This window comes from Vibrio sp. B1-2, assembly GCF_963888445.1.
GTDB classification, from domain to species: Bacteria; Pseudomonadota; Gammaproteobacteria; order Enterobacterales; family Vibrionaceae; genus Vibrio; species Vibrio anguillarum.
The window spans coordinates 215818-229928 of sequence record NZ_CAWPJH010000011.1 but is presented as its reverse complement, the minus strand read 5'-3'; the positions used below and the strand labels follow the sequence as shown (position 1 = coordinate 229928).

General features: G+C 44.0%; 10 protein-coding genes. 3 read left to right on the top strand and 7 right to left on the bottom strand.

Going from position 1 to position 14111, the window contains the following annotated elements; all coding sequences use genetic code 11:
* Nucleotides 1-59: 59 nt before the first annotated feature.
* Nucleotides 60-1262 (bottom strand): iron-containing alcohol dehydrogenase, encoded by a 1203-nt coding sequence (locus AACQ75_RS06010; protein WP_013856800.1) that lies wholly within the window; start codon nucleotides 1260-1262, stop codon nucleotides 60-62.
* Between the two features lie 253 nt (nucleotides 1263-1515).
* Between AACQ75_RS06010 and AACQ75_RS06005 the strand changes: the two genes are divergently transcribed.
* Complete coding sequence (locus AACQ75_RS06005) at nucleotides 1516-2148, top strand: MSHA operon transcriptional regulator (protein ID WP_170888397.1); 633 nt, start codon at nucleotides 1516-1518, stop codon at nucleotides 2146-2148.
* Nucleotides 2149-2257: 109 nt separating this feature from the next.
* Here AACQ75_RS06005 and AACQ75_RS06000 read toward each other — a convergent pair whose 3' ends face one another.
* The gene (locus tag AACQ75_RS06000; RefSeq protein WP_026028717.1) at nucleotides 2258-2596 is read right to left on the bottom strand and encodes a YggL 50S ribosome-binding family protein; all 339 of its coding nucleotides are present in this window, start codon (nucleotides 2594-2596) and stop codon (nucleotides 2258-2260) included.
* A 330-nt stretch (nucleotides 2597-2926) separates the two neighbouring features.
* Between AACQ75_RS06000 and AACQ75_RS05995 the strand changes: the two genes are divergently transcribed.
* On the top strand, nucleotides 2927-5308 hold the full coding sequence (locus tag AACQ75_RS05995; protein ID WP_170888396.1) for a glycoside hydrolase family 2 protein: 2382 nt from the start codon (nucleotides 2927-2929) through the stop codon (nucleotides 5306-5308).
* A gap of 117 nt (nucleotides 5309-5425) precedes the next feature.
* Here the strand turns inward: AACQ75_RS05995 and AACQ75_RS05990 are convergent, their stop codons facing one another.
* The 3 genes from AACQ75_RS05990 to AACQ75_RS05980 form a co-directional block, all read right to left on the bottom strand.
* Entirely contained in the window at nucleotides 5426-5647 is a 222-nt protein-coding gene (locus AACQ75_RS05990) for a hypothetical protein (protein ID WP_010319365.1), read from the bottom strand.
* Nucleotides 5648-5784: 137 nt separating this feature from the next.
* Nucleotides 5785-6789, bottom strand: a complete 1005-nt coding sequence (locus AACQ75_RS05985; RefSeq protein ID WP_094133733.1) for a LacI family DNA-binding transcriptional regulator — start codon at nucleotides 6787-6789, stop codon at nucleotides 5785-5787.
* A 107-nt stretch (nucleotides 6790-6896) separates the two neighbouring features.
* Entirely contained in the window at nucleotides 6897-8333 is a 1437-nt protein-coding gene (locus AACQ75_RS05980; protein ID WP_069212177.1) for a 6-phospho-beta-glucosidase, read from the bottom strand.
* A gap of 274 nt (nucleotides 8334-8607) precedes the next feature.
* Here AACQ75_RS05980 and AACQ75_RS05975 point away from each other — a divergent pair, with 274 nt between their 5' ends.
* Nucleotides 8608-10068 carry a DEAD/DEAH box helicase gene (locus AACQ75_RS05975; RefSeq protein ID WP_170888395.1) on the top strand — a complete coding sequence of 487 codons (1461 nt, stop codon included), beginning with the start codon at nucleotides 8608-8610 and terminating at the stop codon, nucleotides 10066-10068.
* Nucleotides 10069-10137: 69 nt separating this feature from the next.
* Here the strand turns inward: AACQ75_RS05975 and AACQ75_RS05970 are convergent, their stop codons facing one another.
* Both AACQ75_RS05970 and AACQ75_RS05965 read right to left on the bottom strand, forming a co-directional pair.
* Nucleotides 10138-12585 (bottom strand): molybdopterin guanine dinucleotide-containing S/N-oxide reductase, encoded by a 2448-nt coding sequence (locus AACQ75_RS05970; protein WP_170888394.1) that lies wholly within the window; start codon nucleotides 12583-12585, stop codon nucleotides 10138-10140.
* A gap of 22 nt (nucleotides 12586-12607) precedes the next feature.
* Nucleotides 12608-13702 carry a NapC/NirT family cytochrome c gene (locus tag AACQ75_RS05965; protein WP_170888393.1) on the bottom strand — a complete coding sequence of 365 codons (1095 nt, stop codon included), beginning with the start codon at nucleotides 13700-13702 and terminating at the stop codon, nucleotides 12608-12610.
* Between the last annotated feature and the right edge of the window lie 409 nt (nucleotides 13703-14111).

Genomic DNA, 14111 nt, shown 5'->3' with positions numbered 1-14111 from the left:
ATTTGACCACTCTCGTTGCTATGATGACGAGAGCGGTCAAAGATAACGCTGAATGTAGATTACAATTTCCTAAAAATCGCTTCGCAATCCGTTTGCTGCATGTATTTTGGCGCAGGATAATTCCAAAACGCTTCACGAAAAGCTTGTTTGGCCAATTCTGGAATATGCTCTGGCATGAGCCCCTGTAACTGTGTAGGTATATGCAGTGTGTGATTGAGCTCTTTCACATACCCAATGAAGGCGTCCGCTTTCATTGAATCGGTCAAATGTGGATCGGTTATTTTGAGTACGTCGGCCAGTTTAGCCAGCTTATCTTTCGCCGCCTCTTTGGAGTATTCCAATACATGTGGCAACACAACCGCATTCGCTAAGCCATGCGGGAAATGGTATTTCGCCCCAACAGCATGGGCGATGGCATGTGTATACCCTAAACTGGCTTTGGTAAAAGCAAGTCCAGCGTAATAAGAGGCCAGTGCCATGTTTTGTCTCGCCGTCAAATTTTGGCCAAAGAACGCCGCTTTTTCCAAGTTATCGTGGATCAGTTTAACCGCAGCGATAGCATAGCGATCAGTCTCTGGCGTGGCATTACGTGATATAAAGGCTTCCACTGCATGCGTGAGTGCATCCAACCCCGTTTGCGCAGTAATATGAGTAGGTAGGGCCATCATCAGCATCGGATCTAACGCTGCAATAAGTGGCACAAGTTTCGGGTCAGTAATCGGTGTTTTTTGCTGAGTTTGAGGGTCAGAAACCACCGCAATGACGGTCACTTCAGAGCCCGTACCTGCCGTGGTTGGGATCACAAACAGCGGCGCAGGTGTTTTCCATACTTTTAACAACCCCACTAAACGTTTGATCGACTTGCGGTTAGTAGCACAAGCGGCGATCACTTTTGCACAATCGATTGAAGAGCCGCCACCAATAGCGACAACGCCTTGGCACTTCTCCAATCGATACTGATGGAGGCCGGCTTCAACTTGATCATAAGTAGGATCAGGCAATACATGGTTAAACACCACACAACTGACACCAACGCGCTCAAACTCAAAGGTTAGTTTTTTTACATAACCAAGCTTTTCAATGCCTTGGTCTGTTACGACAAGCACGCGTTCAATACCCATCAAAGAAACCGAATAACAGAGTTGCTTGAGCGATTCTTTACCAATAAACAAGGTTGGCTTGGAGATGGGCAGAATCGCTGCGGCCAATTTGAGCACTTTCATGTATAGCTTATGCTGCCACTGCTGGTACTTGATCTCCATGATTGGTCTCGAGTTGTGAAGTTCTATTAGCTAGACTAGGCAATACAACGAGTTATCTCTACCTAGAAAGTCAAATTTTGCAAGATAAGGCAAATAATCGCTGATCATTATTAGATTTAACGCCAACTTAAGCTCGCATTTTAATGCAAACCTTGTAAAATCCACCTCGCTCACTTTTTATACTTATAATTGAAATCATTAGCTGAGTACTCTGCACATAATTTTATGTGTCATAAAATAATCGACACGTCGTTTGGCTTTCGTCTTTGAGGTGCATTCCCTGCACTCAAATGGCATTCAAAAATTGTATTTTATTCAACCAATTACTGTAGAAGTCATGAACGAAGATAAGTTTACCAATGTCTATCGCTTGCCTGGTTCATTGCAAATTCGCATAGCCACATGGCAGCAAACCTTTAAAGGCACTTCTGATTTAGTGCTTCATCAAGTATTAACCGCTAGAAATAATCAGTATAAACAGGCTGACTTTTGGCCTAAGGGCTGGTGTGTGAATCTGTTTGATGAGAGCGATATTTCCATTACGCAGCACGGTACTTACATTCAAACCAGTATGCGAACGATGATTGATCGCAAAATATCGTATAAGCGTGTTTATCTCTCTCGGCTACCTTTAGAAAAAGCCGAACCCGCCTTGCTTCGCTTTAAGAAAGAGTGGATCCGCAACTACAATAATGTCGCCCAAGAGTATAACAAGAGGAAAAAGAAAGAGTTTATGGCCTTTGCCAGGGAAGAGGTCGAAACACTTTATCCTGCCATTTCTAAAGAACCTTTTGATAAAGCGCTATGGAACCGTTTAGTGGTTTCAATTGTTGGTCACGCCAATAAATTCAACAATCCTTACTTTGTTAAACATGCTGATTTTTAACGTAATAAAATTTAGCGTAATAAAAAAGCCAGAGTGGTTTCACTCCGGCTTTTTTGTCAGACATCGCAAATGAAAAGCACTGGCTGAATAACGTAGAATAGAAGAGCAATTAAGCGTAATTGGCATCCACTAATTCACCAGCAACAACTTTGCTCACTTCAGCACGATTTTCTAACCATTTTACAACCAACGCTTTATCTTCTTCTGTTGCTGAACGGTAGCGATCGGCTGCGCACACAAAGCCGTCAAAAATCTCTAATCCACCACCACCGAAACAAAGACCGATGTTATCAACGTAATCAATAAACTCATCAACGAAGAGATCGTATTGTTCAAAGTCTTTGATAGACGTTGTACAGCTAACTTCAAAACCGAGGATCGCAAATTCACCTAAAAACAGTTTCTTACGGATACGGCGGTTTTTATTTTCTAGCTTGTCGATTTTCATCATATTTTCTCTCTCTGTTTGAATGCGGCATTTATACACCTTTCAGCACCATTTCCAAAATGATTCTTTATATAAACCGCCACAAGCGGACACTTTCACAACAAATTGTTTCAAGATATGCCAAGGCAAAACAAGTTAAAACAAGCCGCTCGTCAAGCTTAGTGACGTCAAATTAAAGTCAAGAAAATCATAATTATTGACTGCTTCGCAACTTAATCTAAAAACTTCGCACAACTTTTGAGCCTGCCACCCATGCACATTTTTATTTCATAGTGCATGGTTAAATCAGCTCATTTAGCCCTTGTAAATCGTATTTTTTGAGGTGGATTTATGTTTGATTTAAACGGTGAATGGCGATTGAGCTCACCCGAGTATCCCGATATCCAAATCGCGATGACACTGCCCGGTGACCAATATCATGCATTACTGCAAGCGGGTTTGATCCCTCATCCCTATTATGCATCCAATGAGTCTCAGGTTCAGTGGGCTGGTTTATGTCATTGGGTATTAACAAAAGCGATCACTTTAAATGCGGCAGACCTTCAGTGCCCAAACCACTTACTGGAGCTGAATAAGGTCGATACGTTTGCTGATCTATGGATCAACGGACAGAAGGTTTTACAGTGCCATAATGCTTTTCAAACCTATACCGTTAATATTCGCCCTTATCTGCAAATTGGTGTAAATCATTTTGAATGGCGATTTGAACCTGCCGCTTCGGTAGCCAAGCAAAGAGCCGATGAGCTGCCCTTTCCCATTCCGTGGGCGCAAGGGAATAATCAACTTCCTCACATGAACACAGTGCGAAAACCTCAATGCCACAGTGGTTGGGATTGGGGTATATGCCTTGCTGTTTGTGGTATTTTTGCACCAATGCAATTAAAAACGGTACAAGAATATTCACTGCTGGGTGTGGATATTGAACAAGTTTGGCATGCTTTAACACACGTTACGCTGCACGTGAGAATACGGCATAGCGAATCGCTCTCCACACCCATCACACTTACTTTTGGCGATCAAACTATTACGATCGATAGTGAGGCATTTTGCAACCAAAGCAGTGTGGATATTGATGTTCACCATCCGCATCTCTGGTGGCCAAACGGTTACGGTGACCCTTATTTATACACACTGTCTATTACCATGGCACAGCAGCAGATCAATCGCCAAGTTGGCTTAAGACGTCTCACGTTGCGCACTGAGCAAGATTCCATCGGCAGTGAAATGACCTTTATCGTGAATGAGGTCTCGATATCAGTGAAGGGCGCGAATTGGATACCAATGGACGCCATGCCAAGCAAAGTCAATTTTTCCCGTTATCAACAGCTGTTACGAGCCGCACAAGAAGCTCACATGAATATGATTCGTGTGTGGGGAGGAGGTGATTATGAACACGATCATTTTTATCAACTTTGCGACCAACTCGGATTATTAGTCTGGCAAGATCTGATGTTTTCCTGCGCACAATACCCTTCAACACCGAGTTTCTTAGAAGAGGTAAAGCAAGAAGTCACACAACAAATACAACGTTTGAAGCACCATGCTTGCCTTGCCATTTGGTGTGGTGATAATGAGGTGATTGGTTCATTAACTTGGTATCCAGAATCTCGAGAAAACCGTGAAAAATACCTAGTCAATTACGACCGACTCAATCGTTTTTTAGAAATCCTCGTCAATGAACAAGATCCAAGTCGCCGTTTTTGGGCAAGCTCACCTTGCAATGGTGAATTAGATTTTGGTGACGCTTGGCATGATGATAATAAAGGTGACATGCATTTTTGGGATGTGTGGCATTCAGGTAAATCTTTTGACGCTTACCATTCAATATCCCCACGATTTTGTTCAGAATTCGGTTATCAGTCTTGGCCTTCATTTAGTGAAGTGAAGCAGATTATCCCAGAAAGCGACTGGAATATCAGTGCGCCTCATTTTGAACATCACCAAAAGAATGGTCGTGGTAATAGCATCATCACCGAAATGTTTACTCGCTATTTCCGTTTCCCGAATGGCTTCCAGCAGATGCTTTATTTGAGCCAAGTTCAGCAAGCCATGGCAATTAAAACGGCTGTCGAAGCGTGGCGGGCAACCTCACCGATTTGCCGTGGCATATTATATTGGCAACTCAATGACAACTGGCCCGTCGCGTCTTGGTCAAGCATTGAGTATTCTGGACGCTGGAAGCAATTACATTATCACGCCAAACGGTTTTATAACCCGCTTTTGGCCTGTTTTTCTGAAGATGAGAAACACCTATCACTGAGAGCCATTAATGATGCGCCCGGTGAGCAATACCTTGTAGGTGACATATATTGGTTTGGATGGGAAGGAGAATTGCGAAAGCATTGGTCAATCAATGAACGACTGCCCCAAGAGAGTAACCAAATCGTGTGGCAACACACAATAAGGGATTTCACACCAGAAAAAGGCGCGATCTACTTTGTCAGTACGGATGGCCAACGGGATAATTTTTGGCTGCCGGATGTACCAAAACGTTTGCCCTTAAAATCGGCTCGCATATTGTGTGAATATCGTGCGGGCAGTCTCTGTTTGACTACTGACCGACCTGCACTTTACGTTCACCTAGAACATGACAACGTACTACAATTTTCTGATTCCAGCTTCTTTTTGCTCCCCAACCAAATGCGGACAATCGCCTTTAGCTCAGACGATAAATCTTACTTAAACTGTACTATTTATCAACTTGCTGAATGAAGACAAACGCTCAGCCTTAAGGAAGGAAACGAAAAAGAGCTGCGTATCAAGCAGCTCTTTGCAAGCTAAACCATTTTTGCTAATGCATGTTCAACATTGGCTCATGTCAAACACTGACTAATGTTGAACACCAGATGGATTTTCACCAAATTCAGTCTGTTGATAAATATCTGCAAGGGTTTTTGCACGTTTTGCTGCCTTGCGTCGTTTCGTTGGTTCAAAGTATTGCTCGACCTGCTTCAATGTCTCTTCATGGTCTTGCGCGGATTGGACAAAGTCTGGGTTGGCTAACGCTTCTTGGCGAAGGCGGTTAACTCGTTCTAGCGTTTCCCACAACATATTTCACCTCCAACTTAACTGTGCATACATACAGCTTAGTAAAGAGTGACATAATGTCAAGCAATTAACTGTGGATTTATACAGTTAATTAAAATAAATGCTCATTATTTCAATGAGTCATTAATCTACGAGGCCTCTTAAGGTGCACACGTTGATTCTCGAAGCACCAGCTTACCTAGATAGCGATGTATCTTGGCATCATCCGAGCTCTTCCCTTCAGCCAATTGTAGGGCCAAGGCTACTGCGTCCTTCGTCAGTTGCTCAATGGGAAGCGATATTGTTGAGAGATTGGGCACCGAATACGCAGCAGCAGGCTCATCATCAATCCCCATCACAGAGACCTGATTGGGTACCAAAATGGCATGTTCGTAAAGTGCGCGCATTGCTCCTAGTGCCATATCATCGTTACAGGCAAAAATAGCGCTGAACTCACTCTGTTGTTCTAATAACCGTTGAACCGCGACATAACCCGCCAGCATAGAATTATCACCTTCAACAACGAGCGTGTGATTGAGCTCAATACAAGCCTGCTGTAAGCCTGACTGGTAAGCAGCAAATCGCTGTTGTCCTGTATCACTGTCCAAAGGGCTAGTGATGCAAGCAATGCGACGATGGCCAAGTTCAAGCAAGTGATTAATCGCTAAAGAAGCGGCTTGATGCTGCTCAAAACCAAAACTATGCAAACCGACTTCTTCCAAGGTTCGATTGAGTACAATCAGTGGCACTGAAACATCAGATTGCAATGATGCCAGCTCATGATTCGACAAATGGCGGCTGTAAAGCATGATGGCGTCACAACGCTGAGTGAGCAATGAGCGCACTGCTGCTAATTCGCCTGCCGCGTTATCGTGACTGTCCATGACAAGTAAGGTCTTACGTGCTTGCTCGGCACCTTGTGCTGCTTGATGCAACAAGCTGCCAAAATAACTCCCTTGAAACTGAGGAAGTATCAGCCCAATCGCATTTGCACTGTTTGTGGCTAATGCTTGCGCCAACACATTAGGCTGATAACCCAAGGTGGACATGGCTTGTAAAACGGCTTCTCGCGTACTTGCTTTTACTTGGCCAGTTTGATTGAGTACGCGCGATACGGTGGCTTTAGACACGCCCGCTGCTTTACAAACGTCATTGATTGTCGCCATGGTGACTCCTAATAAAAACCCCCGACTCTTGGAAGCCGAGGGAGTTTACCTAATTCCCTAAGCTGGATGAACGCTCTCAATCAACAATTATTATCGTTATTCTACGTTTATAATTGTTCGCCATTGGTTTTGATCACGGACTGATACCAGTAAAAGCTTTTCTTTTTACTGCGAGCCATTGAACCAGAACCATCATCGTGTTTGTCTACATAGATGAAACCGTAACGTTTTTTATATTCACCAGTGGTGAACGACACACAATCGATGCAGCCCCAAGGGGTGTAGCCCATGACATCAACGCCGTCTATAGCAATGGCCTTCTTCACTTCTCGTATATGTGCTTGTAAATACTCAATCCGATAATCGTCTTGCACTTGGCCTTGTTCATCGACTTCATCGATCGCCCCAAAACCATTTTCGACAATAAAAATCGGTTTCTGGTAGCGTTCATACAATTCAGAAAGCGCGTAGCGAAGCCCTACCGGGTCAATTTGCCATCCCCAATCAGACGCTGTGAGATAAGGGTTTAAGCGACTTTGTTTAAATAAACTGGTTGTTTCACCTTCAGCGTTGCGATCATCAGAGACAATATTCGTCATGTAATAGCTGATCGCAAGGTAGTCGGCACAACCCTTACGCAGTATCGCTTCATCGCCATCTAGCATATCAACGGTTATCGATTTTCGCTCCCATTCACACCAAATATAGCTTGGGTAATAGCCACGAACTTGCACATCGCTGAACAAGTACTTCTCTCTCATCATTTCTTGAGAGCGGATCATATCTTCTGGACGACACGACGCGGGATAAAGCGGCATCATATGAATCATGCTACCCATTTGAAATTGAGGGTTGATCTTATGACCGAGATCGACCACTAAAGCACTGGCAATAAATTGGTGATGCATGACTTGGTACATCACCTGCTCTGGGTTGTCATGTTCAGTGAAGATCACCCCTGAGTTACAGTAGCCAAACAGTGGGAATTCCCAATTTCGCTGGTTATTGATCTCATTGAAGGTAATCCAGTATTTCACTTTCTGTTTATAACGCTCCATCACCACTTGGCTAAAGTTAACGAAGAAATCCACAAGCTTGCGATTTGCCCATCCCCCGTATTGTTGTACAAGGTGGAATGGCATCTCAAAATGCGAAAGCGTAATAACTGGCTCAATGCCGTATTTCAGCAATTCATCAAAAAGATCATCATAAAATTGTAGCCCTGCTTCATTGGGCGAGACTTCGTCACCTTGTGGAAAAATACGAGTCCAAGCAATTGAGGTTCTAAAACATTTAAAACCCATCTCAGCAAAAAGTGCAATGTCACCTTTGTAATGACTATAAAAATCAACGGCTTCATGATTAGGATAGAAATAATTTGCATCCACACCGGAGGTCATCACCCTAGGTACTTCATGCGCTCCTTTTGAGAGCACATCGACAATGCTGACTCCTTTTCCACCTTGGTTCCATCCACCTTCAACTTGATGTGCTGCTACAGCCCCACCCCATAAAAAATCTTTTGGAAAACCATTCGTTGCCATCGTCATCTACCTCGTCTTCATTTGCTGACTCAATGTACCCTTATGTCGATCTAATATGCTATTTCACGCCATGTGGACACGTTGTATAGAAATACATCATCGCTTTGCTACTTTGCGTGACATCATAAACGATTATCGTAAAAATGTAACCGGTTTCGGAAACCGGTTACATTGAAATTAATAATTCTAATGTTCTCGGAAGAAAATACGCACTATTTGTTACTGACAAGTGGCAAACAGAGACATTCCGTAGCACTTTTGCTGTGACTACTGTATGCTTGCGCCTTTCCGCAACGTGATGCGGATCACTTCCTTATTTACATATCGAGACATTTTAATGAGTTTTGCCTCTCTGGGTTTATCCCATGCCATCCTGAAAGCCGTTGCTTCTCAAGGTTACGAAACACCATCGCCAATTCAGGCGCAAGCTATTCCAGCCGTTCTTGAAGGCAAAGATGTGATGGCAGCGGCCCAGACAGGTACCGGGAAAACAGCAGGATTTACCCTGCCCATTTTGGATCTATTAGTTAAAGGCCCAAAAGTAGGCCCCAACCAAGTGCGTGCATTAATTCTGACGCCGACACGTGAATTAGCCGCGCAAGTTGCCGACAACGTGGCAACTTACGGACAAAACCTTCCACTACGCTCTGAAGTTATTTTCGGCGGTGTGAAAGTTAACCCACAGATGATGAAAATGCGTCGTGGAGTAGATATTTTGGTCGCGACACCGGGTCGACTGTTGGATTTATACAACCAAAATGCGATTAAATTTAACCAATTAGAAATTTTGGTCTTAGACGAAGCGGATCGCATGTTAGACATGGGCTTCATTCGTGACATTAAAAAGATCCTTGCACTGCTGCCAGCAAAACGTCAAAACCTACTCTTTTCGGCCACTTTCTCTGATGAAATTCGCCAACTTGCGAAAGGGTTAGTTAACAACCCAGTCGAGATTTCGGTTACGCCACGCAATAGTACCGCCAAAACTGTCAAACAGTGGGTACATCCTGTAGATAAAGCGAAAAAACCAGCACTATTGATTCAACTAATCAAAGAAAATAATTGGCAACAAGCGTTGGTATTTACACGAACTAAACACGGCGCTAATCGCTTAACCGCACAACTTGAAGGCAGTGGCATCAGCGCCGCCGCGATTCATGGCAATAAAAGTCAAGGCGCACGTACTAAGGCATTGGCCAATTTTAAAAGTGGTGAGATCCGCATTTTAGTAGCAACGGATATTGCCGCTCGCGGCATTGATATTGACCAATTACCACAAGTGGTAAACTTTGAATTGCCTAACGTCCCTGAAGATTATGTTCACCGAATTGGCCGTACAGGCCGCGCAGGCGCTGAAGGAAATGCGATCTCTTTGGTCTGCGCCGATGAAGCAAAAGACATGTTTGCCATTGAGCGTCTTACCCAAAATTTACTAGAACGAATTGAGGTTGAAGGCTTTGCGCCAGTGAACAAATTACCGGCATCTCCTTCGCTACAACCGATTAAAGCGAAAAAGCCGAAAAAGAACAAACCAGAACATAATGACGGACAGCGCTCTGGTGATGTAGCAAAAGGTCACAGCATAAGCGCGAATACCAGAACTAATGACAGAAAGCCGAAAGCGGCCAATTCCACTCGTTCAAACAGTAACAAACCAAGTGCAAACCAACCCACGAGAAGCGGATCGGCTGGACAAAATAGACCTCGTAGAGCAAAAAAAATCGCGGCGAGCTGATATTACTCACTGACTACGACTCTCTGATTAAAAAGTAAAGGCCACTCTCATCTAGTGGCCTTTTTGCTTTTACGCGCCTTTGGGCGGTGTGAATGCAGTTAGAGGAAGTGGCTCTCCTACATATTTCTCTATTTTCACAATTGAAGAGTTACCAGCACAGCCATTGGCTAACCTTGACGTAGGTATGTCAGCGGTCAGTACGTTGCATCCTCCGTTTTTACATAAACCATGAGGTTGATCAAAATCAGGCCATGCCCCTTCATGAATACAGACCGAACCTTGCTTAATTCCATCCGTGATCAGCGCGCCAACTAAGACTTGGCCACGTTGATTATAAGCACGAACAAGATCGCCATCTTTGATCCCTCGAACTTTTGCATCTTCTGGATGAATCCAGATCGGTTCACGGTTTGCTATCGCATATTGCTCGCGTAGTGCCGCGTAGTTTAACTGGCTATGGAGACGATGAGCCGCATGCGATGTCATCAATTGCAGTTCATCGGCTTGAGCATTCCCTACCCACTCCGTTGGCGGCATCCACATAGGATGTGGCGGGCAATCGCTATATTTGAAGCCTTCGATGGTTTTGGAGAAGATCTCAATCTTGCCACTTGGTGTACCAAGAGGGTTCAGGATAGGATCCTCTCTGAAAGAGGAATAACGAACAAACTTCGCGTTCGCTTCGTTCCATTTCATCTCAATGAGCTGATTTTGTTTCCAAAAATAGCTGAAGTTAGGCATTGCAATCCGATTCTGGCGACCGATAGCTTGAGCTCCTTTATAGAAACCAGCCAACCATTCCATTTCGGATTTATTTTCCGTATACACTGCACGTCCGCCCGGTTTTAACAGCTCCGCCATATCAGCAAATACATCAAAATCATTTCGCGCTTCAAATTGAGGCTCAATTGCTTGTTTCATCGGCACTAAATGTTGATTGCTATAATCCCCTGTCATGGTGAGATCATTACGCTCAAATGACGTCGTGATGGGCAGTACAATATCAGCGTGTTTTGCGGCCGCAGTCCAATAAGGCTCAGAGATAACGATGAGTTCCGGCTTTTGCCACGCTTTAATCAAACGGTTGGTATCTTGGTGATGAGTAAAGTTTGCACCGCCCGCCCACCAGATCATTTTGATGTTAGGAAACGTTTTCTCATGCCCGTTGTGTTGATATTGACCGGATGGGTTTTCCAACGCTTCTACAATACGAGCCACAGGAAAACTATTTACTGCTCCAGAAACGGCCCAATCATTACCCGCAGATGAACCACCATCAATGGCCGCTGATATAGCAGGTAAAACACCCGCAGTCCGCGTTGGGTTACCGCCATTGGAATAGTGATATGAAAAACCAAACCCACCACCGGGTAAACCGATCTGCCCTAGCATTGCAGCCAGAGTGACAAGCATCCAGTGTTTTTGTTCACCATATTGCTGACGTTGGATTCCCCAACCAGCCATGATCATGGTTCTATTTTTGCTAAAAATATCAGCCAATAGCTCTAGTTGTTTGGCAGGAACGCCACAAATTGCCTCAGCCCATTGTGCTGTCTTTGGCGTGCCATCAGAATGACCTAGCAGATAAGCTTCAAACTTGTCGTAACCAGCGGTGTATTTATTCAAAAATTCGAGGTTATGTTGGCCCTTTTCAACTAATGAGTGGGCGATCCCCAACATCATCGCAACGTCAGTACCAGGATGCGGTGCAATCCACTGAGCGTTTTCACCAAAAAATTCGATGGTTTCCGAACGCATAGGATCGATAGCGATAATGGTTTTTTTAGAATGTTTGAGTTGATTAAAAAACTCAAGCCCCGCGCCGTCGGTACTGCTCCATGCTATTTTCAGTGTATTAATAGGGTTAAGCCCCCAAAGCACCACAACATCACTACTTTCAAGTACAACAGGGTAAGTTGTTTGTTGTTCATACACTTCTATTGAGCCTACAACGTAAGGCATGATGACTTGCGCAGCACCCGTAGAATAATCACCTAAATGACCCGAATAGCCTCCCGCCATACTCATATAGCGTTGCAGTAGGGTTTGGGCTTTATGTAAAATCCCACTGGATCGCCAGCCGTAAGAGCCCGCAAAAATTGACTCGGCTCCATAAGCAGTGCGAATACGGGCATGCTGTTGGTGGATTAATTGCAGCGCTTTTTCCCAACTAACGCGGACGAACTCATCGTCTCCTCGTTTACCATCTGGCATATGGGGATTGGCTAGAAAACCTTTACGCACCATCGGGTATTTGACCCGCGCTTGAGTATGCACTTGATCTGGCGCTGAGGTTTGTAGACTATTGGGTACGGTTTGCGGCAATGCATTCTTGGAGGAAATAATTTTCCCATCCTTAACTTCAACCAGCATAGCGCCCCAACGCCCAGCAGTCAGTACACCAGCTCCTCGCGGTGCGGAAGCGAGAACTGGCATAGGTTTAACCGAAAAAATAGCGACCGCACCTGCAGTTGCACCAGCGCTTTTTAGAAAACTTCGACGTGTGAGAGTAGTCATCACTGAATCCTTATTTCATTTTTTATTGGGCAACAACATCTTTCGCATTGTATTGGAAATATTTCGTGAGGATTTCTAGATCCTCTGCGGAAATAGAGGTACGGTCCCCCATACTTTTTGCCACAGAAGGCCACGCGTTAACCGTAAAATGGTTACTCGGAATTTTGGCATGACATGTTGAACAGTAAACATTGTCCAATTGCTCAGCGTATGCCCAAAGCGAATCCATTTTACCCAACACTGGCGTGTCGATGTCCCCGGCAAGTGTTACTTGACGCCACTGATTTCCGTAGGCATCTTCGTTATACTCTTTTACGCTCAATGCTTTTTGCCCTGCTTCAGTTAACATAGCAATCACAGCACGCTTACCTTCACCCATATACAAGACTTGTTCTGCACCTTGCATCTGATAACCACTCAATTCAACGGTGCGTTTGCCATCGCTTTCATTCAATACTTTCAGCGGCGTCGCTGGATTGATCGTTCCGAAATCAGAAATGGACGTAGATTGCATCGCATAAACAATAGAAGTGCCCACAGGGGTTAACTTGGCCTCTTCGACTAAATGGGCTAATGCTTGGCTGTCCATTTTGACTTCAGGAAGCATGTGCGCCACACCTTTATGGCAATCAATACAGGTTTGATTATTGTCGATACCGTACTGATGCATTTTTTGTGCTTGCGCCGTTTGGTCGTAAATCTCCATCGCATCTTCACTGTGACATGAACGACAGGTCGCAGAATCGTTCGCTTTTAATTGCGCCCAGACAGTTTCAGCCATCTCGGCTCGATGCGCTTCATACTTTTCAGGTGTGCTGATCTTCTTGGTAATGAACTCATGATAGATATCTTTGGACGCCCTGATTTTAGTGACTAAATAATCCATAGTATCAGTGGGTATATGGCAATCAGCACATTCTGCACGGATGCCTTTGGCATTGCTGAAGTGTACCGAGCCTTGATACTCCTGAAAGGGTGCTTGCATAGTATGACAAGAGAGACAAAATTCCGTACTCGACGTTTTTTCTAAGATGACATGAGTCCCTCCAAGGCTTAACCAACCGAGCAGCACCCCAATAGCAAGAACTCCCACTATCATTCTTTTTTTAATATTCATTATTCCTCACAAATCTCAACGGATGTGGTTTTGACAGAACACGTTGCATTTATGTGATGCGCATCGTATTCCATAAGGAAATCATACCCCCAAAGAGGGATGTCAACTTGACAGTAGTCAATTTAGACAAGGAACAGGCGTGACCTATGTCACCTTTCCTATAAATTGATAAAATAGAAAATAAATAGCCACACAAATTATAGAAATTAAAAACACATAAAACATAACCGATTGATATTAAAAATAAAAGACAAAAACCCCAAAGATAGGCAGAGCCTTATCACTGATAATGTTGACTAAAAATGGTTTGAAAAGTAACAAAAATCACGAATAACCTGCTCAGATTCCTAATACTCAATTATTTTAAAATAAATGCTTTACTTTGATTGAGGACCATGCGATTATGTGT